The organism is Streptomyces sp. NPDC051218, from assembly GCF_044455475.1.
Classification (GTDB): domain Bacteria; phylum Actinomycetota; class Actinomycetes; order Streptomycetales; family Streptomycetaceae; genus Streptomyces.
This window is the reverse complement of the sequence record NZ_JBITEU010000008.1, coordinates 59,012-80,705: the sequence shown is the minus strand read 5'-3', so window position 1 is coordinate 80,705 and position 21,694 is coordinate 59,012. Positions and strand designations below refer to the sequence as shown.

At 70.4% G+C, this 21,694-nt stretch carries 18 protein-coding genes and 1 pseudogene; 13 read left to right on the top strand and 6 right to left on the bottom strand.

The features are described 5' to 3' along the window. Nucleotides 1-37: 37 nt before the first annotated feature. Nucleotides 38-532, bottom strand: a complete 495-nt coding sequence (locus tag ACIBCK_RS23775) for a MarR family winged helix-turn-helix transcriptional regulator (protein WP_399393266.1) — start codon at nt 530-532, stop codon at nt 38-40. 299 nt (nt 533-831) lie between these two features. Between ACIBCK_RS23775 and ACIBCK_RS23770 the strand changes: the two genes are divergently transcribed. Continuing rightward, entirely contained in the window at nt 832-1,632 is an 801-nt protein-coding gene (locus tag ACIBCK_RS23770) for a FadR/GntR family transcriptional regulator (RefSeq protein WP_399393264.1), read from the top strand. A gap of 153 nt (nt 1,633-1,785) precedes the next feature. Next, nucleotides 1,786-3,235: pseudogene (locus ACIBCK_RS23765) on the top strand (exo-alpha-sialidase). A 67-nt stretch (nt 3,236-3,302) separates the two neighbouring features. Here ACIBCK_RS23765 and ACIBCK_RS23760 read toward each other — a convergent pair. Together ACIBCK_RS23760 and ACIBCK_RS23755 are read right to left on the bottom strand one after the other, a co-directional pair. Further along, complete coding sequence (locus ACIBCK_RS23760) at nt 3,303-4,919, bottom strand: VWA domain-containing protein (RefSeq protein WP_399393263.1); 1,617 nt, start codon at nt 4,917-4,919, stop codon at nt 3,303-3,305. Between the two features lie 17 nt (nt 4,920-4,936). Next, the gene (locus ACIBCK_RS23755) at nt 4,937-6,136 is read right to left on the bottom strand and encodes an AAA family ATPase (RefSeq protein ID WP_399393261.1); all 1,200 of its coding nucleotides are present in this window, start codon (nt 6,134-6,136) and stop codon (nt 4,937-4,939) included. 214 nt (nt 6,137-6,350) lie between these two features. On the opposite strand from ACIBCK_RS23755, the gene ACIBCK_RS23750 reads away from it, so the two are divergent. After that, on the top strand, nt 6,351-8,762 hold the full coding sequence (locus ACIBCK_RS23750) for a phosphoketolase (protein WP_399393259.1): 2,412 nt from the start codon (nt 6,351-6,353) through the stop codon (nt 8,760-8,762). Nucleotides 8,763-8,832: 70 nt separating this feature from the next. Beyond that, the gene (locus ACIBCK_RS23745) at nt 8,833-9,450 is read left to right on the top strand and encodes a TOPRIM nucleotidyl transferase/hydrolase domain-containing protein (RefSeq protein WP_399393256.1); all 618 of its coding nucleotides are present in this window, start codon (nt 8,833-8,835) and stop codon (nt 9,448-9,450) included. 40 nt (nt 9,451-9,490) lie between these two features. Here the strand turns inward: ACIBCK_RS23745 and ACIBCK_RS23740 are convergent, their stop codons facing one another. Beyond that, nucleotides 9,491-9,733 (bottom strand): DUF6411 family protein, encoded by a 243-nt coding sequence (locus ACIBCK_RS23740; RefSeq protein ID WP_399393254.1) that lies wholly within the window; start codon nt 9,731-9,733, stop codon nt 9,491-9,493. Nucleotides 9,734-9,917: 184 nt separating this feature from the next. Between ACIBCK_RS23740 and ACIBCK_RS23735 the strand changes: the two genes are divergently transcribed. After that, entirely contained in the window at nt 9,918-11,141 is a 1,224-nt protein-coding gene (locus tag ACIBCK_RS23735) for a phosphatidylserine/phosphatidylglycerophosphate/cardiolipin synthase family protein (RefSeq protein ID WP_399393252.1), read from the top strand. 20 nt (nt 11,142-11,161) lie between these two features. Here the strand turns inward: ACIBCK_RS23735 and murJ are convergent, their stop codons facing one another. Further along, complete coding sequence (gene murJ, locus ACIBCK_RS23730) at nt 11,162-12,847, bottom strand: murein biosynthesis integral membrane protein MurJ (protein WP_399393250.1); 1,686 nt, start codon at nt 12,845-12,847, stop codon at nt 11,162-11,164. Between the two features lie 119 nt (nt 12,848-12,966). On the opposite strand from murJ, the gene ACIBCK_RS23725 reads away from it, so the two are divergent. The 6 genes from ACIBCK_RS23725 to ACIBCK_RS23700 all read left to right on the top strand — a co-directional run bounded on the left by ACIBCK_RS23725 (nt 12,967) and on the right by ACIBCK_RS23700 (nt 18,432). Then, a complete protein-coding gene (locus tag ACIBCK_RS23725) occupies nt 12,967-13,959 on the top strand; it encodes a GlxA family transcriptional regulator (RefSeq protein WP_399393248.1) in 993 nt (330 codons plus the stop codon). 117 nt (nt 13,960-14,076) lie between these two features. Further along, nucleotides 14,077-14,706: a cysteine hydrolase family protein gene (locus tag ACIBCK_RS23720; RefSeq protein WP_399393246.1), complete on the top strand. Its 630-nt coding sequence runs from the start codon at nt 14,077-14,079 to the stop codon at nt 14,704-14,706. Between the two features lie 116 nt (nt 14,707-14,822). Then, the gene (locus ACIBCK_RS23715; protein WP_370443954.1) at nt 14,823-14,900 is read left to right on the top strand and encodes a 50S ribosomal protein bL37; all 78 of its coding nucleotides are present in this window, start codon (nt 14,823-14,825) and stop codon (nt 14,898-14,900) included. A 144-nt stretch (nt 14,901-15,044) separates the two neighbouring features. Further along, on the top strand, nt 15,045-15,455 hold the full coding sequence (locus tag ACIBCK_RS23710; protein ID WP_399393245.1) for a VOC family protein: 411 nt from the start codon (nt 15,045-15,047) through the stop codon (nt 15,453-15,455). Between the two features lie 180 nt (nt 15,456-15,635). Beyond that, the gene (locus ACIBCK_RS23705; RefSeq protein WP_399393243.1) at nt 15,636-18,029 is read left to right on the top strand and encodes an ATP-binding cassette domain-containing protein; all 2,394 of its coding nucleotides are present in this window, start codon (nt 15,636-15,638) and stop codon (nt 18,027-18,029) included. A gap of 196 nt (nt 18,030-18,225) precedes the next feature. Beyond that, nucleotides 18,226-18,432, top strand: coding sequence for a hypothetical protein (locus ACIBCK_RS23700; protein ID WP_399393241.1), 207 nt, complete (start codon nt 18,226-18,228; stop codon nt 18,430-18,432). A gap of 18 nt (nt 18,433-18,450) precedes the next feature. On the opposite strand, the gene ACIBCK_RS23695 is transcribed toward ACIBCK_RS23700, so the two are convergent. After that, complete coding sequence (locus tag ACIBCK_RS23695; protein WP_399393239.1) at nt 18,451-18,741, bottom strand: hypothetical protein; 291 nt, start codon at nt 18,739-18,741, stop codon at nt 18,451-18,453. Between the two features lie 499 nt (nt 18,742-19,240). Between ACIBCK_RS23695 and ACIBCK_RS23690 the strand changes: the two genes are divergently transcribed. After that, a complete protein-coding gene (locus ACIBCK_RS23690; protein WP_399393237.1) occupies nt 19,241-20,719 on the top strand; it encodes an esterase in 1,479 nt (492 codons plus the stop codon). 136 nt (nt 20,720-20,855) lie between these two features. Further along, nucleotides 20,856-21,665 carry an SDR family NAD(P)-dependent oxidoreductase gene (locus ACIBCK_RS23685; RefSeq protein WP_399393235.1) on the top strand — a complete coding sequence of 270 codons (810 nt, stop codon included), beginning with the start codon at nt 20,856-20,858 and terminating at the stop codon, nt 21,663-21,665. Nucleotides 21,666-21,694: the final 29 nt, after the last annotated feature.

The window sequence follows — 21,694 nt, the reverse complement described above, 5'->3', positions numbered from 1 at the left end:
CGGCGAACGAGTCGGCTTGAGCGCTCGACGGCTTGGTCTAGCCGACCGAGCGCCAGGTTCTGACTCCGTCGTTGTCCTCGGCTTCGGTCGCCACGTCACGAAAGCCCCTGAGTCCTTCGAGCAGGGCACGGCGCGCCTTGGGCGGCATGGCGTCGATGGTGGCCATCAGTATGCTCTCGCGCCGCTTGCGCAGGTCGGAGAGGTAGGCCTTGCCGTGGCTCGTCAGGTGAAGCTCCAGTTCCCGTCGGCTGACGGGACTGGGTGTCCGTTCGATCAATCCCGTGGCCTGGAGGCGGTCGCACAGGCGGCTCACCGAAGGGGGAGCCGAGCCCAGGGCCTCGGAGAGCATCCGCAGGTTGATGCCCTCCTCGCGGTCCAGTGCGTAGAGGAGGCGCAACTGGGACGGTGAAACAGGTCCCGTCGGGACGGCCTCACGCCCCCGCTCCCACATGACTTCGAGCAGTTCGATGAACTCGGAACCCGCATGAGCCGCATCCCGGGACCTGCGATCGGGTTCGGGACTCAGACCCATATCGATGACACTCCGATCGGCGTTGTCTCTCGTGTACATCTTGCCACCGGGGCACGGTCCACACCCCCTGTCCCGGTCGGCCGGCAAAGACACTCAGGCCGCGGAGCCCGGGGGCCCCGATGGGGCACGGTGCGAGGGGGCGCCTGCGGAGCACGCGGCACCGGATCGCATCTCGGCGCGGGCGGTTGTGCCAGGAAGCATAGTGGAAACCCGCCTGAGCTTTGCTGGCCGGTCGAGGATTTGCGGAACGATTCACCGCTGTGCGGCCGATGCGGCTGCCCTCAAGCATGAGACGTCAGATGTCTGATGTCTTGATAGCGTGGAAAGTCGGCTCGGCCATCGAGAGGGGTCAAGAGGTGGGGAGTTCACCCGCGTCCGGCGCGAAGCCCGCACGGCAACTGCTCCGGCAGGAAGTCGTCGAGGGCATCAAGCGCCACATCCTGCAGGAGCGGCTGCGCCCCGGCGACCCGCTGCCCACGGAGCCTGAGCTGTGCGAGGCGCTGGGCGCGAGCCGCTCCAGCGTGCGCGAGGCCGTCAAGATCCTGAACGCCCTGGACATCGTCGAGGTCCGCCACGGTCACGGCACCTACGTCGGGCGGCTGAGCCTCTCGGCCCTGGTGGAGAGCCTCACCTTCCGTGGGCTGCTCTCGCCGGGCGACGACTTCCAGGTCCTCGCCGACCTCGTCGACGTACGTGAACTCGTCGAGCGCGGGATGGCCGACCGGATCGTCACCACGCTCAGCTCCGGCCAACTCGACGCGCTGGAGCGTCTCGTGGCCTCCATGCGCGAGGGCGCGGGGGAAGGGGGCGGGTTCGCGGCGGCGGACCGGGCGTTCCACGCGTTGCTCGTGGAACCGCTCGGCAACGAGCTCGTCGAGCAGCTCTCGATGGCCTTCTGGGATGTGTTCGCGATCGTCGCGCCGCATCTGGACGGGTTCACGCACGCCGACGAGACCGAGACCATCGCAGCGGACCAGAGCATCGTGGACGCCGCGCGGGCCGGTGATGTCGCCGCCTTCCTGAAGTCCCTGGGCGAGTACTACGCGCCGGTGCGGCGCAGGATCGCCGAGGCTCGCGCCAGGGGCGCCGCGCGGGCCTGACCAGGTCGTCCCTTTGCGCCGCCCTTCCGTACGTGGCCCTCCCTCTTTGCCGCGCGCGTCACTGCTCCTGTGCCGAGCTCGATAGCGATGATGGACGGGCAGCGGGAGCGACTGGCCTGGGCGCCCCAACCCCTCCGAGCAGAGAGAGCGTTCATGCAGCGCAGAATCCCCGTCGCCCTGCTGTCCGCCGCAGCGCTCGTCGTCACGGCGAACGGCACCGCGCGCGGGACCGCGCCCGGCGGCCCCGAGGCTTCGGGTGAACTGACCTCCGAGGACCTGACCACCAACGGAGTGGGCTCGCCGTATTACCGCATCCCCGCTCTGACCACCTCGGTGAAGGGCACCCTGCTCGCGGCCTACGACGCCAGGCCCAGCCTGGGCGACCTGCCGGGAAACATCGGCGTCGTACTGCGCAGGAGCACCGACGGGGGTACGACGTGGCAGGCGCAGCAGGTGGTGCGCAAGGACGCCGCGCCCAAGGGGCACGGCGATCCGAGCCTGCTCGTCGACCGCACGACCGGCCGGATCTTCGTGTTCTACGCCTCCTCGGTGAACCGGGGCTTCCCCGGCTCGGGCACCGGCAACGACGAGAGCGACCCGGACATCCTCCAGGCCGACTACAGCTACTCGGACGACGACGGGGTGACGTGGACCCACCGCCGTATCACCGGGCAGCTCAAGGACCCTGCCTGGGCGGGCCTGTTCGCGTCGTCCGGCGAGGGCATCCAGTTGCGGCGCGGACCGCACAAGGGCCGGCTGATCCAGCAGTACGCCGTCCGCGTCGACGGCGCGAACTACGCGGCCAGTGCCTACAGCGACGACCACGGTGCCACCTGGAAGATGGGCAACCCGGTCGGACCCGGCGGCGACGAGAACAAGACCGTCGAGCTGTCCGACGGCAGGATCATGCTCAACAACCGTTCGCAGCCGTACCGCACGGTCGCCTACTCGACCGACGGCGGGGTCAACTACACCCCGTTCGACCAGGACACCCGGCTCACCGATCCCGCGAACAACGCCTCCGTCATGCGGTATGACGCCGAGGCCCCGGCATCGCACCGGCAGTCCTCGTGGCTGCTGTTCAGCAACACCGACGACGCCACGGCGCGGCGCAACCTCACGCTGCGGATGTCCTGCGACAACGGCAGGACCTGGCCGATCCGAAAGGTCGTCGAGCCCGGCAGCGGCCTACTCGACGTTGACCAAGCTGCCGAACGGGCGCATCGGGCTGCTCTACGAGCGCGGCGACTACGACCACCTCACGTACGCGTCCTTCGACCTGGACTGGCTCGGCGGTACCTGTGCGGACATCACGATCGCCCCGCCCGCGAAGCTGCGGGCGGGCGCGAGCGGCAAGGTGGAGGCGCGGGTGGTCAACCGCATGGACGCGCGTCGCGCCCCGGGCACCCTCGACCTCACCGTGCCCGCCGGGTGGACGACGCGTCAGGTCGCCGTCCCCGCGCTCGACCCGGACCAGGGGGCGACCGTCAAGGTCCCGGTCACCGTGCCCGCGGACGCCTCGGGCACCGCCGAGCTCACGGCCACCTACCGGACGGGCGGCAAGCGGGCCTCGGGCAGGGTGACGGTGGCGGTCACTCCGTAAACGCTTGAGCGCGACCGCAGCGCTTGAGGGATCAAGGGTCGGTGACACCGCCCGCGTCCGACCAGGGTCAGATCACGCGGAAGAGATCGGCTGCCGAATGGACGTCGGCGAGGTCCTCGACGGCCCGGAGGTTGTCGCACAGGGCATCGAGGACCGAGCCGGACTCGGCGGCGGGCGGGGTGCCGACGGCCACCCCGAAGACACGGAAGCCCAGCCGGTGCTTGGCCTCGTTCCAGCCGCGCGTCCATTCCTCGCTCACGCCGCATTCGTCGTCGGTGAGCAGCACGATGTCGCCGCGCGAGCGGGCGGCGTCGTCGAACTCCTTCTCCAGGAGTTCGACGGCCGCCGACAGCGGTCTCTGGTAGCTGGTGCCGCCGCCGAGGAAGGTCTCCGCGAAGTCGACGACCCGGGCGATGTCGGCGGCCTCGTCGGCCGGGAAGCGGAAGACCTGCAGCTTGTCGGCGGCGGCGAACAGGATGCCGACGAAGTCCCGGCCGGCACGGCGGGCCTGATCGAAGAGCGCCAAGGCGCACGCCTTGGCCCACGCCTCCCGGGTGACCCCGCCCGGCCCCTCCACGTACATGGAATGCGAGGTGTCGACGCAGGCGATGACGGCGCCCTTGCCGGTGGACTGCTCTCCTTGGCTGTCGTAGAGCATCAGTTCCCCGGCGGCGTACCGCGCGGCGAACACCGCACGCAGCTCGGGCAGGCCGAGGTTGGCCAGCTCGGAGGGGATGACGCGGGAGAGGTCGTCGCCGAGGGTGACGCCGACGAGTTCCCCGGTGGCGTTCTCCACCTTGCGGGCGCGCTCGCCCTCGGCCATCTGCCGGAAGCGGCCGATCAGCTCGGCCCACCGCGCGAGACGGCTGGAGCGCAGCCGCTCGGCGAGCCGGGCGCGCTGTTCGAACGGCATCCGCTCCAGCTCGCCGGGGCCGACGCCCCAGGCCCGCATCAGCGATGCCTCTTCCCGTACGGTCTCGGCGGCCCGCGATGCCGCGTTGCGTGCGCCCGAACGGATACCGGGAGCCGCCGTCGCGATGGCCTGCTCGGCGTACTGCGCAGCCTGCCGGGCGGCCGTGTCGGCGGACTCGGCGGCCTCGATCGCACCTTGGAGGGCGTCGGCTTCGGGGGCCTGCACGGCGCCGTCCGCGTCGGTGCTGTCAGCAGCCTCCTGGAGCGCCTCGCCCACGGCGGTCGCCGCGGTTTCGGCGTCCTCCTGTGTCTTCGTCGCCCGCTCGGCCTCCTCCTGGGCATCGCGGGAGTGATCGAGGAGTTGGCGCAGCGCCGGGGCCTGAGCCAGTACGGCCATGGCCGCGGCGTAGGGATCACCGGCCGTCTCCCGGTGCAGCTCGGCGAAGTCCGGCGATTCCATCAGGGAGGTCATGACCTGGTGGTTGACCAGCCGGGACGGAGCCATGTGCGCGCGTTCGCGCAGCCGCGGGCCCGCCTTGTACGCGGCCAGGAACACGTCGGTCAGGAGATCGGTGGCGTAGTCGTGCCGCTCGTTCAGTTCCTCGGCGAACTCGCGCAGGCCTGCCGACTGCTCGTAGGTGTCGCGCCACGCGATCCGTTCGAACCGGTCCGCGAGCACGGCAGCGGTGTGCCGCTCGGGAGCGGCGGACAGCGCGAGCCACTTCCCGGCGCGGTTCGCCAGCTCGCCCAGCCTGTCCGGTGTCTCGCCCATGCTCCTGATCCCCGGTGTCAGAACTGGGCCTGCACCATGCTCGCGTCCACGCCGAGTGCCTCGGTGAGAACGCGAGCGCGGACGGCGCGCTGCCGGCCGGTGACGCGGTCGATGGCGGCGGTGGAGCGGCCGGCGCCCGCCGCCTCGGCGCGCAGCGTCTCCAGGCGCTTCCCCGCCGTGGCGAGCTTGTTGTGGGCCTTCTTGATGACCCAGTCGCTCAGCGCCTCGCGGGACTGCCCGGCCATGGCGTCGAGCTGCGCCTCTATCTCCTCGATGGCGTCGGCGAGCTCGAGCGCCTCCTTCGCGTCGGGGTTCACCAGGTGCAGCACCTCGCGCTCGACGGTCGGGCGCTCGGCGGGGGAGTCCCACAGCACGTGGGTCAGGATCGACAGGTCGGTGTCGGCGACCGCCGGGCGGTCGTCGAGGTACGCGGAAGCCTGGAGCAGGCCCACCGCTTGGCGCCAGCGGCGGTCGGACGCGACGATCTCCTTGCGGCGCAGGGCGGCCCGCAGGGTGCATATCGCGTCCACGATCGCGTCAGGGACGTCCACGGCCGGGACGGCCTCGGCCACCGCGTGCCGCAACGCGGCCAGTTCGACCGTGGTCCGTGCCGGCGCCGCCGGGCGGCCGACGGCGGAGCGGACCAGTGCGGCGAAGTTCGAGGGGTCCGCCAGATAACCGACCTCGATCCGTACGAGCAGCCGGTCGTAGATCGCGGCCGAGTCCTCGCCGGTGGGCAGTTCGTTGCTCGCCGTGATGGCTCCGATCAGCGGGCAGCGGATGGGCGCGCCCCCGCTCTCGGGGTGGTAGATCCGCTCGTTGAGGTAGCCCAGCGTCTCGTTCAGGGCGGCCGTGGAGCACTTGAAGATCTCGTCGATGAACGCCACGTGCGCTGTCGTGGCACGGCCCTCGTAGACCTGGCGGTACTCGCCGCGGGCCAGCGCGGCGACGTCGATGGGGCCGAACATGCGCGTCGGCGCGGTGAACTTGGAGAGGAGGATCTCCCAGTACGACGCGCCGTCGACCCTGCCCGTCAGCTCCCGGGCCAGCTCGGACTTGGCCGTGCCGGGCGGGCCGAGCACCAACGAGTGCTGTCCGGACAGGAGCGTCACCACCAGCGTCCGCACCACGTCGGCCCGCTCGTAGAAGCGGTCCGACAGCTCGTCGCTGATCGCCCGCAGCCTCCTGGCCGTGTCCTGCGCTTCCGGTGCCCCCACCCATTCGCTCCTTGCCTGTACCCCGCCGGGCTCGCTCTCCCGTACGGTCCTTCGTTCCCCCGTACGGCCCCTTCGCCCGAGCACGATAGCCGTGTAGATCCCGCCCAGTGGGAACCCGGGGGCGCTGAACATGCGTCCGGCCGACTCCGGGAGGCGTGTGGCCCAGCGCGCCGTTACGTTGAGCGTGGCCGGTCATTTATCGGAAGGAACAGCCATGGGCGAATCCGCGGTGAACCCGGCCGCACCCGCCGAACCACCCACCGATGCCGAACTGCGGGCGCTGGAACGGTACTGGCGGGCAGCGAACTACCTCTCGGTGGGGCAGATCTACCTGATGGACAACGCCCTGCTGCGGCGCCCCCTCGCCGTCGAGGACATCAAGCCACGCCTCCTCGGCCACTTCGGCACCTCGCCCGGCCTCAACCTCGTGCACGTCCACCTCAACCGGGTCATCAAGGCGCGGCAGCTGGACACCGTCTGCATCTGGGGCCCCGGGCACGGCGGGCCCGCCGTACTGGCCAACTCCTGGCTGGACGGGACGTACACAGAGACCTACCCCGACGTCACTCGCGACGAAGAGGGGATGACCCGGCTCTTCCGGCAGTTCTCGTTCCCCGGCGGAGTGCCGAGTCACGTCGCCCCCGAGACGCCCGGCTCCATCCACGAGGGCGGTGAGCTCGGCTACTCCCTCTCGCACGCCTACGGCGCCGCGTTCGACAACCCCGACCTCCTGTCGGTGTGCGTCATCGGCGACGGAGAGTCCGAGACCGGACCGCTGGCCGCCTCCTGGCACTCCAACACCTTCCTGGACCCGGTGCACGACGGCGCGGTCCTCCCCGTCCTGCACCTGAACGGCTACAAGATCGCCAACCCGACGATCCCGGCCAGGCTCCCCGACGGCCAGCTCGACGAGCTGATGCGCGGCTACGGGTACGAGCCCGTGCACGTCACCGGCGACGACCCCATGACCGTCCACCGTGACTTCGCCGCCGCCCTCGACCGCTGCCTCGACCGCATCGCGGCGATCCAGCGCGAGGCCAGGGCGGACGGAGCCGCCGAGCGCGCCAAGGACGCCCTCGCGCCCCGCTGGCCCATGATCGTGCTCCGTACACCGAAGGGCTGGACCGGCCCCAAGACGGTGGACGGCAAACCGGTGGAGGGCACGTGGCGCGCACACCAGGTGCCGCTGTCCAACGTCAGGGAGAGCGCCGAGCACCGCCACCAGCTGGAGGAATGGCTGCGCTCCTACCGTCCCGAGGAACTCTTCGACGACCAGGGGCGCCCGGTCTCCGGGCTCCTCGACATCGCCCCGCGGGGCACGCTGCGCCTCGGCGCCAACCCGCACGCCAACGGCGGGCTGCTCCTGCGCTCGCTGCCGCTGAAGCCGCTGGAGGAGTTCGCGGTCGACGTGGACAAGCCCGGCGCCACCATGAACGAGCCGACACGGGTGCTCGGCGGCTATCTGCGGCAGGTGATGGCCGACACCGCGGAGCGGCGCGACTTCCGGCTCGTCGGCCCCGACGAGACCGCGTCCAACCGGCTCGACGCGGTCTACGGGGCGTCCGGAAAGGCATGGCAGGAAGAGATCTACGACGTCGACGAAGACCTCACCCGGCACGGTCGGGTGATGGAGATCCTCTCCGAACACACCTGCCAAGGATGGCTGGAGGGCTATCTCCTGACGGGCCGTCACGGACTGTTCTCCTGCTACGAGGCGTTCGTGCACATCGTCGACTCGATGGTCAACCAGCACATCAAGTGGCTGCGCACCACCCGTGAGTTGCCCTGGCGCGCGCCCATCGCCTCACTGAACTACCTGCTGACCTCGCATGTCTGGCGCCAGGACCACAACGGCTTCTCGCACCAGGACCCCGGCTTCATCGGCCACGTACTCAACAAGAGTCCCGAGGCGGTACGGGTCTACCTGCCCCCGGACACCAACACCCTGCTCTCCACCGCCGAGCACTGCCTCGCCTCACGTGACTACGTGAACGTGATCGTGGCCGGCAAGCAGCCCGGTTTCGACTGGCTGGGCCTGGACGAGGCGCGGGCCCACTGCGCGCGGGGTGCCGGAGTGTGGACCTGGGCCGGCACTGAGGCTCCCGATCAGGAGCCGGACGTCGTACTGGCCTGTGCCGGGGATGTGCCCACCCTGGAGGTGCTCGCCGCCGCGAGCCTGCTCCGCACCCACCTGCCGAACCTCGCCGTGCGGGTGGTGAACGTGGTGGACATCGCGCGCCTGATGCCGGAGGGCGAGCATCCGCACGGCATGCCGGACGCGGAGTTCGACGCGCTGTTCACCCGCGACAAGCCGGTGATCTTCGGATTCCACGGCTACCCGTGGCTGGTGCACCGGCTCGCCTACCGGCGCGCGGTCCACCCGCACATGCATGTCCGCGGCTACAAGGAACGCGGCACGACCACCACGCCCTTCGACATGGTGGTCGCCAATGACCTGGACCGTTACCGCCTGGTGATGGACGTCGTCGACCGGGTGCCGGGCCTCGGCGTCCGTGCGATCGAGGTACGCCAGCGGATGAAGGACGCGAGGCTGCGCCACCACGCCTATGTGCGCGCACACGGCGTGGACCTGCCGGAGGTGCGGGACTGGGCCTGGCAGGACTGAAGGCCCGGCAGGCTGATCCGGCCTCGAATATCGCGTGCCGTGGCGACGGTGACGGTGCAGACTCGCCCCCATGGCGGACATGGGGGCGTTCCGGGACGCGGTCACCGACTGGGCGGCCGGCGGGTCCGGCAGGGTGGCCGGTGAGTTGGCCACGCGGGTGGGGGTGCGGACGGCGGTGCTGCTCGAGGGGCCGAGTGACCGCGAGGCCGTAGAGGCGCTGGCAGTGCGGCGTGGCCGGGACCTGGCCGCCGAAGGGATCTGCGTCGTCTCGATGGGCGGCGCGATGAGCATCGGCCGCTACACCGAGCTCCTCGGGCCGCCGGGCCTCGGACTGCGTCTTGCGGGACTGTGCGACGTGGGCGAGCGGCCCTTCTACGACCGTGCGCTGGAACGGGCACGGGCGCCGCGCCGGGACTTCTTCGTATGTGTGGCGGACCTGGAGGACGAACTCATCCGCGCGCTGGGCACGGCCAGGGTCGAGGAGGTCGTCCGGGCCGAGGGGGACCTGCGGGCCTGGCAGACCTTCGTCCACCAGCCCGCACAGCATGACCGGCCCCGGCAGCAGCAGTTGCGGCGCTTCCTCGGAACGAAGAAGGGCCGCAAGATCCGCTACGGCCGCCTCCTCGTCGAGGCCCTCGACCCCGGAACGACTCCGGCCCCGCTCGACGACCTCCTCGCGAGCCTGTGAGCTGGGTCAGCTGGTGAGCCGGGTCAGCTTGTGAGCCGGGTCAGAAGGGCATGCGGCCGCGGGTCCGTCGGCCCGCCGCACCGCTGCGGCCCACAGCCTTGGAACTGCTGCGGAACGGCTTGCTGAAGAGCCGGCCAAGGATGCCAGGGGCCTTGCTACCGGCGCGTGAACCGGCCCCAAGAGTGCGCTGGGTTCCCCGCTCGGGGTGCCGCGAGAGACGCGGCACGAAGAAGGCGAGTACGGCCAGAACGATACAGACAGCGACTATGCCGACAATGATCACGAAAAGCTCCCTGTGTCGAGGCGTTCCTGCCGTGTTCCCTGCCCGGCGAGGTGTATGCCCGGGGCCGTGCCCGGCCCCCTCACGGCATCGGCATTCCGACCGGTACAGTCGGCTCGCCGCAGCCCGAGCCGGACCGGGCGCCGCGGCCCGATGTTCTCTCGTCGCGTACCGGCCAGGTGACACCATGACCAGTACGAAGGAACCGCCCGAGCTGACTCCGCGGACGCCGGACGGGGCGGTCGCGCCGTCCGCGCAGGACCGTGTCACGCGGATTCGGCGGCGCCTCGAGCGGCTGATAGGCATCGCGGCGACCGAGGGAAACGCGCTCACCCCCCTGCGCAACGGCGACGAGATCTTCGCGGCGATGCTCGCCGGAATCCGCCGTGCCGAGCACACCGTGGACATGATGACCTTCGTGTACTGGAAGGGTGACATCGCTCTCCAGTTCGCCGAGGCGCTCGCTGAGCGGGCGCGCGCCGGCGTGCGGGTGCGGCTGCTTCTGGACGGGTTCGGCAGCCGCCTGATCGAGAGCGAGCAACTCGACGCGATGGAGCGGGCGGGCGTGCAGGTCGCGTGGTTCCGCAAGCCGCTGTACCTCTCCCCGCTCAAGCAGAACCACCGCTGCCACCGCAAGGTGCTCGTCGTCGACGAGGAGACCGCGTTCACGGGCGGGGTGGGGATCGCGCAGGAGTGGTGCGGCAACGCCCGCAACGAGCACGAGTGGCGTGACACACATGTCGAGGTCCGCGGGCCCGCGGTGGACGGCATGGCGGCGGCGTTCGCACAGAACTGGGCGGAGTCCCACGACGAGCTCTTCGACCACCGGGACCGCTTCATCGAGCAGCAGCCGCGGGGCGAGGCCATCGTGCAGGTGGTGCGCGGGTCGGCCAGCCTCGGCTGGCAGGACATGCAGACCCTGATCCGGGTGATGCTGGAGTCGGCCGAGGAGCGCTTCCGGCTGTCCACCGCGTACTTCTCCCCGGACGCGTACTTCATCGAGCTGCTGTGCGACGCCGCGCGGCGCGGGGTCGAGGTGGAGATCCTGCTGCCGGGCCCGCACACCGACAAGCGGGTCAGCCACCTCGCAGGTCAGCACTACTACGAGGATCTCACCGCGTGCGGGGTGAAGATCTTCCAGTACCAGCCGACGATGATGCACGCGAAGATCATCACCGTGGACGGTGTGGCCTCGCTCATCGGCTCGACGAACTTCAACCGCCGCTCCCTCGATCACGACGAAGAAGTCATGCTCGCGGTCCTCGACCCGGAGTTCACCGCGACGCTCGACGAGCACTTCGCGGACGACGTCGCGGCCAGCGAACTGATCAGGCCGGGCCGCTGGAAGAGACGCTCCGTGGTCCAACGGATGAGAGAACTGTCCGTCCGCCCGATCCGCCGCTTCCTGTGACGAGGCGAATCTGCCCGGGATCAGCGCATTCCGGGTAGCCGCCGGAGTTCGCCGATCCTCATCAGCCGGGCGAGAAAGAGGTATCCCAGGACCGTCGTGAACACTCCCGCGGCGAGCGCGGCGGCGGTCGGCCACGTCCCACTCCCGGGCCCGGCGCACGCCTGCGCGGCGGCCCAGCCAAGGCCCGCGGCGGGTCCCGCGGCACAGAGCACCTTGCCGTAGGTGCGGCGCAGGCTGCCGTCGTCGATACGGGCTCCGAGTCTCCTGCGCAGCAGGTACGCCGTGAGCGCGAGGCCGGCCAGGTAGGACAGGGTGTAGGCCCCGGCCATGCCGACGACGGCCCAGCGGGCGGGCAGCAGCAGATGGCAGGCCGTGGCCAGAGCGATGTTCACCCCCGCGATCCAGGCCGCCATGAAGAAGGGCGTACGCGTGTCCTCCAACGCGTAGAAGCCGCGCAGCAGGAGGTACTGGGCGGAGAACGGGATGAGGCCGAGCGCGAAGGCCTGCAGCATGTACCCCAGCGGGCGGGCCGACGCGGCATCCGCCGCTCCGTGGGCATACAGCAACGACGCGATCCGCGGCCCCAGGGCGAGGAAGAGGAAGGCGGCGGGCACGATGACCACGCCGCTGACCCGCAGGGCCCGGGACAGGTCCGCGCCCAGGTCCTTGACCCGTCCTTCCGCCGCGGCCCTGCTCATGCGCGGCAGCAGGGCCGTGACCAGGGACACCGTCACGATGGACTGGGGGAGCAGCCAGATGGTCTGCGCATAGGTGTAGGCGGAGTAACCGGCACCGGCCTCGGGCAGCTCCTGGTCGGCGGTGTTGGCGTAATTCGTGACCACGGTCAGGGCGGCCTGGTTGGCCAGGACGAACAGCAGCGTCCACTTCGCCGCGTGGACGCTTTGGCCCAGGCCGGTGCCCCGCCAGTCGAAGCGCGGCCGGAACCGGAATCCTGCCGCCCGCGCGAACGGGATGAGCGCCAGGGCCTGCACGGCGATACCCGCCGTCGTGCCGAGCCCGAGCAGCCGCACCTGACTGGTGGTGATGTCCTCGACCTGGTCGGGAACCGTCATCAGCGTCAGGTAGGCGGCGAACATGCCGATCAGTACGACGTTGTTGAGGACCGGCGTCCACATCATCGCGCCGAACTTCTCACGGGCGTTGAGGATTTGTCCGTAGATGCTGAACAGGCCGTAGAAGAAGATCTGCGGAAGCAGGAACCTGGCGAACGTCACCGTCAGTTCGAACGCCTCGTGATGCTCGGGGGTGTCGCGCATGTACAGGCCCACGATCTGTGGAGCCGCCCACACCGCGAGCGCCGTGCCGACGCCGAGCACGCACACCACGAGCGTGACCAGGCGTTGCTCGTAGGCTCGGCCTCCGTCGGGCTGTGACGTCCTGGCCCGCACCAACTGCGGTACCAGGACGGCGTTGAGTGCTCCACCGATCAACAGCGTGTACAGGCTTGTCGGCACGGTGTTCGCCGTGTTGTAGGTGCTGGCCAGCAAGCCCGTCCCCAGCGCGGCGGCTTGCAACACCTGCCGGATGAGACCCGTTGCCCGCGACACCACCGTGCCGACAGCCATCAGCATCGACGAACGGGCCAGCCCGCCCTGCTTCTTCTTTCGCCCGGCGGCAGCATGCCGTCCGCTCGTCCGCCGCTCCGGCGGTATGGTCCGCGCCGCCGGGCTCGCCCCCTCAACCATGCGGTCAACCTACGTTGTCCGCCAGCCGCGGCTGTTACCGCCCCAGGTCACCCAGGTCGTCCGGATGTGACAGAGAACCGTCATTGCGGCCATCGGTGGTCGGCGGTGAGGATGGAGCCATGCCCACTCCGCACCGCGTCGTCATCGCGGTCTTCCCCGATGTCGATCTCCTCGACGTCACCGGCCCCGCCGAGGTCTTCGCGCTGGCCGGCCGGGAGACCGCGGGCCGCGCCGACTACCAGGTCCGCCTCGCCGGGCCCGCCGCAGGCGAGATCCGTACGTCGGCGGGGGTACGCCTGGTGGCCGACCTCGGCTTCGACGAGGTGCGCGGGCAGGTGGACACCCTCCTGGTGCCCGGCGCCGTCGACATGACGGACGAGGGGCCGATCGCCCGCATCGACACCGACGTCGTGGAGTGGGTGAAGGCCACCGCACCGCATGCCCGCCGCGTGGCTTCGGTGTGTGTGGGCGCGCACGTCCTCGCCGCGGCCGGACTCCTCGACGGGAAGACGGCGACCACCCACTGGTCGACCGCCGCCCAGCTCGCCGCCGAGCACCCCGCCGTCACGGTCGACCCGGACCCCATCTTCGTACGCACCGACCGGGGCCGGTTGTGGACGGGGGCCGGGATCAGTGCCTGCCTGGATCTCGCGCTGGCGCTCGTGGCCGAGGACCAGGGCGAGGACGTGGCCCTGGCGGTGGCCAGGCAACTGGTGATGTACCTCAAGCGCCAGGGCGGCCAGAGCCAGTTCTCCGTACCGCTCAGCCGCCCCGCGTCCGCCCGGCGCGATATCGACGAACTGCGGCTGTGGATCGCCGAGCACCTCGACGACGACCTGTCGGCGGCGGCACTCGCGGCCCGGATGTGCCTGAGCGAGCGGCACTTCGCCCGGGTGTTCAAACAGGAGACAGGCACCAGCCCGGCGGACTACGTGGAAGCCGCTCGCGTCGAGGTGGCGCGCCGCCTGCTTGAGACCACCGACAGCCCGCTCGACCACGTCGCGACCGCCGCCGGGCTCGGCTCGGTGGAGACGCTGCACCGGGCGTTCAACCGACAGCTCGCCACCACCCCGGCGGCATACCGCCGCCGCTTCCGCATCCAGACCACCTGACCCTTTTCACCCCCAGGCGCTTCAGGGCACGCAGGCAGACCCTGCGGCTTCGCCATGCCTCATTCCGCCATGCCGTATCCCGTCATCCACCACGCAACACGAAAGGCACCTCACACCATGAGCACCTCCACGCATCAGCCCTCCACGAGCCTGCGCGACGTGATCGGCCTGGACAACCGGCCGCCCCGGCTGAGCGAATCCGCGCTGATCTTGATCGACTTCCAGAACACCTACCGCACCGGCGTCATGGCCCTGGACGGAGCGGAGGAGGCACTCGCGGCAGGCGCCCGTCTGCTGGAACGCGCCCGTGCGGCCGGCACCCCGGTCGTCCACATCCTCAACGACGGCGGCGAAGGCTCCCCGTACGACATCCGTGCCCACATCGGGGCCATCAGCGACGAGGTCGCCCCGGTGAGCGGCGAGGCGGTCGTCGTCAAGCAGTTCCCCAACTCCTTCCACGCCACCGAGCTGGAGAAGACGCTCACCGGTCTGGGCTTCGCCGCGGGCAGCGGCAAGGATCTGGTGCTTGCCGGGTTCATGACTCACATGTGCGTCAACTACACCGCTCAGGGCGCCTTCAACCTCGGCTACCGCCCCACCGTCGTCGCCGAAGCCACCGCAACCCGCGCCCTCACCGCCCCGGACGGCACCGTCCTGCCCGCCGCCGCGCTCCAGAGCGCCGCGCTGACGACGGTCACCGACCTGTTCGGAACTGTTGTTCCCTCCGTCGACGGGGTCCCGGCCTGAGCATGCACCTCTTTCGTGTCATAGGACACGTCATTACCCGGCGTCGTCCTGGGTAGGGGGTGCATGATCGCCTGGGCTCGAGCCCAGGAAGTAACACCGGAACCACGGAGGTATCCATGTCCTCGAAGCGACGTCGCAAGAAGAAGGCCCGCCGCAAGAACGGCGCGAACCACGGCAGCCGCCCCCAGTCCTGACGGCGGGCGCGGCGATCGGGGGCGGCACCATCTGGTGCCGCCTCCGAAGCATGTCCCGTCCCCGTCCCCGTCCCGTCCACACCGGACCGGAACGGTCAGGAATCGAGAAGCCCCGGCCCCCGAGCCCCGCCTAGCGTGAAGTCCATGGACGTCACCCTGCACGCGAGCTTCCTCCCGCACAGCGACCCCGACGCCTCCCTGGTCTTCTACCGCGACACCCTCGGCTTCGAGGTCCGCCACGACATCGGACACGACGGGATGCGCTGGATCACCGTCGGCCCCGCAGGCCGGCCCGGCACCTCCCTCGTCCTGCAGCCCCCGGCCACCGGTCCCGGCATCACCGACGCCGAGCGCCGCACCATCGAGGAGATGATGGCCAAGGGGACCTACGCCGGCATCCTGCTGGCCACCGCCGACCTGGACGGCACCTTCGCGCGGCTCCGGGCCGAGGACGCCGAGATCGTCCAGGAGCCGACCGAGCAGCCCTGCGGCGTACGCGACTGCGCGGTCCGCGACCCCGCGGGCAACCTTCTCCGCATCCAGGAGCTTGGCTGAAGGGGGCGGCCCCGAGAACGCGCGCACCGAGCCGGCACCGCCAAGCGGAACCACGGCGACCCGTTGCCGCGAACACGCCGACGAAGTAGAACCTGACGTATCGCTCGACGATGATCAGATCGAGCCAGGCGGCACCGACGGACGCCGCGCAGGCGGCTCCGCCCGACAGATGGAGACACCATGAGCCCGGCCAAGAGAAAGACCGCGCAGTCGCCTGCGCTCCATGCCGCCGACAGTCACGACTTGATCCGTGTGCACGGCGCGCGCGTGAACAATCTCAAGGACGTCAGCATCGAGATCCCCAAGCGACGCCTGACGGTGTTCACCGGCGTCTCGGGCTCGGGCAAGAGTTCGCTGGTGTTCAGCACGATCGCCGCCGAGTCGCAGCGGATGATCAACGAAACGTACAGCGCCTTCGTGCAGGGCTTCATGCCGACGCCGGCCCGCCCCGAGGTCGACGTACTCGACGGTCTGACGACCGCGATCATCGTCGACCAGCAGCGGATGGGCGCCGACCCGCGCTCCACCGTGGGCACCGCCACCGACGCCAACGCGATGCTGCGCATTCTGTTCAGCCGGCTCGGCAAGCCACAGATCGGCCCGCCCAGCGCCTACTCCTTCAACACCGCGTCGGTCCGGGCGAGCGGCGGGATCACCGTCGAACGCGGCGCCGCCAAGACCAAGACCGTGAAGGCCACCTTCAACCGCACCGGCGGCATGTGCACGCGCTGCGAGGGCCGTGGCTCGGTCTCCGACATCGATCTCACCCAGCTCTACGACGACTCCAAGTCGCTCTCCGAGGGCGCGTTCACCATCCCCGGCTGGAAGTCGGACAGCCAGTGGACCGTGCAGGTCTACGCACAGTCCGGCCTCGTCGACCCGGACAAGCCGATCCGCAAGTACACCAAGAAGGAACTGCGGGACTTCCTCTACGGGGAGCCCATGAAGGTCAAGGTCAACGGCGTCAACCTCACCTACGAGGGGCTGATCCCCAAGATCCAGAAGTCGTTCCTCGCCAAGGACAAGGAGGGGATGCAGCCGCACATCCGGGCCTTCGTGGAGCGTGCGGTCACCTTCACCACCTGCCCCGACTGCGACGGCACCCGGCTGAGCGAGGGGGCCCGGTCCTCGAAGATCAAGAAGATCAGCATCGCCGACGCCTGCGCGATGGAGATCCGCGACCTGGCCGAGTGGGTCCGCGGCCTCAAGGAGCCCTCGGTCGCGCCGCTGCTCACCGCGCTGCAGCAGACCCTCGACTCGTTCGTGGAGATCGGCCTCGGTTATCTCGCCCTCGACCGCCCCGCGGGCACGCTGTCCGGTGGCGAGGCACAGCGCGTCAAGATGATCCGCCACCTCGGCTCCTCGCTCACCGACGTCACGTACGTCTTCGACGAGCCCACCATCGGCCTGCACCCGCATGACATCGAGCGGATGAACAAGCTGCTGCTTCGCTTGCGGGACAAGGGCAACACGGTCCTCGTCGTCGAGCACAAGCCCGAGGCCATCGCGATCGCCGACCACGTCGTCGACCTCGGCCCCGGGGCCGGCACGGCGGGCGGAGCGGTCTGCTTCGAGGGCACCGTCGACGGACTGCGGGGCAGCGACACCGTCACCGGGCGCCACCTCGACGACCGGGCCGCGCTCAAGGAGACGGTCCGGAAGCCCTCCGGCACGCTGGAGATCCGCGACGCCACCCGCCACAACCTCCAGGGTGTCGACGTCGACGTCCCGCTGGGGGTGCTGTGCGTCGTCACCGGGGTCGCGGGCTCCGGCAAGAGCTCACTGATCCACGGCTCGATCCCCGCGTCCGAAGGTGTGATCTCGGTCGACCAGGCGCCGATCAAGGGCTCGCGGCGCAGCAACCCGGCCACGTACACCGGACTGCTCGAACCGATCCGCAAGGCGTTCGCCAAGGCCAACGACGTGAAGCCGGCGCTGTTCAGCGCCAACTCCGAGGGTGCCTGCCCCACGTGCAACGGCGCGGGCGTCATCTACACCGACCTCGGGATCATGGCCAGTGTCGAGACCCTCTGTGAGGACTGCGAGGGGAAGCGGTTCCAGCCCGCGGTTCTCGAATACACCTTTGGTGGCCGGGACATCAGCGAAGTACTCGCGATGTCGGTGACCGAGGCGGAGGAGTTCTTCGGCGAGGGCGAGGCGCGTACGCCCGCCGCGCACAAGATCCTCGAACGGCTCGCCGACGTGGGACTCGGATACCTCAGCCTCGGGCAGCCGCTCACCACGCTGTCCGGCGGCGAGCGGCAGCGGCTCAAGCTGGCCACCCACATGGCGGACAAGGGCGGCGTCTACATCCTCGACGAACCGACCACGGGCCTGCACCTCGCGGATGTCGAGCAACTGCTCGGCCTGCTGGATCGCCTCGTCGACTCCGGCAAGTCGGTGATCGTCATCGAGCACCACCAGGCGGTCATGTCGCACGCCGACTGGATCATCGACCTCGGCCCCGGCGCGGGACACGACGGCGGCAAGATCGTCTTCGAGGGCACGCCGGCGGATCTCGTCGCCGACCGCTCCACGCTCACCGGCGAACATCTCGCGGCGTACGTCGGCTGATCGGCGGGGCACGGCTCCAAGGCTCGGCTGCTCTCGTTTGGGTACGAATCCGAAGATTGCACGCAGACGGTCCATGGAGTCAGTAATCTGCGTCTGACGTTCCATCGAGCCCGTGGCATCCGCATGCCACGGGCTCGATGCCGGACGCGGGCGGATTCCTGAAGGTGCCGGGGCGGAAAGGAACGTTGGACTGCGCATGAGCGATGCGGGCAACGGAATTCCTTCGCCGCGGCCGCCCCGTGCCGGGACGAGGACCGGTGGCGAAGAGGCCGCGTCGTCGTCCCCGATCTACGACGCGCTGGTACGGGAGTGGCAGGCCCGGAACCGGGAGGTGCCGCGTACGCCGGCCCCGCGCTCACGCTGGGAGCGCGTCGACCCGCAGGACTTGTTCCACCGGGGCTGACCGGCGGGCGACGACGCGTCACGTGAGCGGCGCCGCCGGATGGGCGTGGGTGCTGAGCCAACGACAGATCGCCAGGGCGACCGTGGCGTCGAGGGTGCTCAGTGCGTCGATGGCCTTGGCGTCGTCGGGGTGGGGAGGGACCGCGGCCGTGGTGAGCGTCGCGTGCAGGCTCAGACGGTGCCGGTCGCGGGGCGTGAGTGCGGCCGGGGGTGCCATGTCCAGACGCTGCGTCGGGTCGGGAGGGGGCAGCAGGAAGTCGGCCTCCACGTCCCAGTTGACGGTCGGCAGGATGGTGGCGGGTGAAGTCATGGCGGCTTCCTCACGACGTGCGGGCAATGCCTGTGTCGGACAGGAAGCGGTTGGGGGGCTCTCCGGTTGCGCGGGTCCCGCCAAGACACCCGAATGCGCTAATCATTGGGCGTCCAGGGCCCGTACGAACCGCTCGGCAGGGGGAGTTGAGGCCCCACCCGCGAGACCGTGCGCCGCGCGCCGGGCTCACGCCGACTCACGCCGACTCGTACCAGCCCGACGCCCCGCTGCCTTCTGACGGGTCGAACGACTGGTGCAGGAGGAGCAAGGTGATGCCCCACACCAGGCTGAGCGGCAGTCCGACGGGTTCCACGGGATCTGAACGCTCATGATCGCAACGGCCATGATTTCAGGAGAGTTTGCGCTTCCTTCACCCGATCGGGAGGACGCGTACAACCCTTCTGCCCCATCCGGTGTCGAACAGGGCGCCGGACAAGGAACGGGCCCTTTCCGGACACCCTCGCGCCTGCCCGGCCACCTTCCTTCATAGGAGCCGCTCGTGCGCAAGAACCGTTCGGCCGCCCTCGCCGCGGCCTCATTCCTCCTCCTCACCGGGGCGGGCATCGTTGCCGCTCCGTCCGCTGTCGCCGGCACTCCTGGGGGGACGCACGCCGACGACCGCAACAGTGACTTCAACGGCGACGGATACGAGGATGTGCTGGTCGGAGCCCCCGGGGCGACGGTCAGCGGCCAGAAGGGCGCCGGTCTCGTCACGGCGCAGTACGGCTCCTCCATAGGCATGAACACCACCTCCGTCGGCAGATTCAGCCAGTCGACGGCAGGCGTCGCGGGCGCCGCGGAGGCGGGCGACGGCTTCGGGACGGCCGTCGCCACCGGCGACCTCGACGGCGACGGCTTCGACGACGCGATCGTCGGCATCCCCGGCGAGGACATCGGCGACACCGCGGACGCCGGTGGCGTCGCGATCCTGTGGGGCTCGAAGCAGGGCCTCAGCGGCGCGTCCAGCGACTGGCTGGAGACCCAGGAGCCCACCAAGGGCGAACAGTTCGGCGTGGGACTCGCGGCGGCGCACCTCACCGGCGAGACCCCGGGCGACGTGCTGGCCGTACTGGACCGCGACGACCTGGAGCTCTTCGCGTACGACGCCGCACCGCAGGCCGACGGGCAGGCCCCGCTGCGGCGTCAGGCCTCCGAGCGTCTCTCCGCGGCGACGGAGGAGCGCGACATCCTGCCGAAGTCGCTGACCACCGGCGACTACGACGACAACGGCTACGCCGATCTCATCGTGTCCGGCGTGACCGTGGGCGACGAGCCGGGGCACGGCTGGTCCGCGTACTTCAAGGGGAGCGCCGACGGTCTCACGTACGACAGTGATCTGCGCGGCGGACCCGCGGCGGCGTCCGGCGACATCAACCACGACGGGTACGACGACCTGGTGACCGGCGAGCCCAGCTCCCCGGACGACGGCGGCGAAACGCTGACCGGCGGCCTGGTCGGCGTCCGCTACGGCGCCCCGGAAGGCCTCAAGGACGAGGCCAAGTGGTGGACGCAGGACAGCGTGGACGTGCCCGGCGTGGCGGAGCGCGGTGACGGCTGGGGCGCCGATCTGTCAGTGGCCGACACGAACGGCGACGGTTACGCGGACGTCGCGATCGGCGCTCCGGGCGAGGACATCGGCACGGTCGCGGACGCCGGGGCTGCCTGGGTGCTGCGCGGCTCCGAGCACGGCCTGACGGGGGTCGGCGCCAAGTCCTGGGACCAGAACTCCGCGGACATCCCCGGCGTGGCCGAGAAGGGCGACAAGTGGGGCGCCCAGGTGCGCCTGACGGACCCGAACCGCGACGGCCGCTTCGGTCTGCTGGCCGCCGCCCCCGGCGAGAACGTCGGTGACGGAGTGGTGTGGGTCCTGTCCGCGGGGACGGGCGGCGTCACCGCGTCCGGCTCCTGGACGTACGGCGGGGATTCGCTGGGCACGCCGGGCAAGGGCGCGGCGTTCGGCGCGGCGATCGACGAGTAGGTCACCGAGCACGTCGCGCGGCAGTAAGCGCCGTGGCCCGAAAGGGCCTACCGGCAGACCGACCGGACGCGGTCGTGAGCGGCCTCCGTATGATCACGGCCATGTGCTCACGACCGCGTTCGGAGGCTGAACAGGCATGACGGATAGTCGAGTTGTCATCGTCACGGGCGGCGGGACGGGCATCGGTGCCGCCACGGCCCGGCAGCTGAGCGCGGCCGGGCACCGCGTCGTCGTCTCCGGGCGGCGCCCCGAGCCGCTGCGCCGCGTCGCCGATGAGACCGGGGCGCTGGCGCACCCCGCGGACGCCGGTGATCCCGCGGAGGTCGCCGGTCTCGTCGCGGCGGCCGTGGAAGCCCATGGCCGCGTCGACGGGCTCGTGCTCAACGCCGGGGTCGGGCGCAGTGGGGCGGTAGGTGACCTGTCCGACGAGGACTGGGAGGCCGTGATGCGCACCAATCTCACCGGGCCCTTCCTGCTCCTGCGTGCCGCGCTTCCCCATCTCCTGGAGGCGCGCGGCTCGGTGGTCGCGGTCGCCTCGGTCGCCGCACTGCGCAATGGCGTGGCCAACGCCGCGTACGCCACGTCCAAGGCGGCGCTGCTCCAGCTGTGCCGCTCCCTCGCCGTCGACTACGGCAAGGCAGGGCTGCGCGCCAACACCGTGTGCCCCAGCTGGGTGCGCACCGAGATGGCCGACCGGCGGATGACCCGGTTCGCCGAGGAAGCCGGGCTGGGGGACGGCGGGGCCGACGCGGCGTACGAGGAGGCGACGCGGCTCGTGCCCGCGGGCAGGCCGGGCGAGCCGGAGGAGGTCGCGGAGGCGATCTCCTGGCTGCTCTCGCCCGCCGCCTCCTTCGTCAACGGTGCGGTGCTGACCGTCGACGGCGGCGTGACGGCGGTGGACCCCGGTACCTCCGCGTTCGACTTCAGCATCGCGCCGCGCGCCTGAGAAACCCGCCAAGTCCTTTGTGCGGCAAG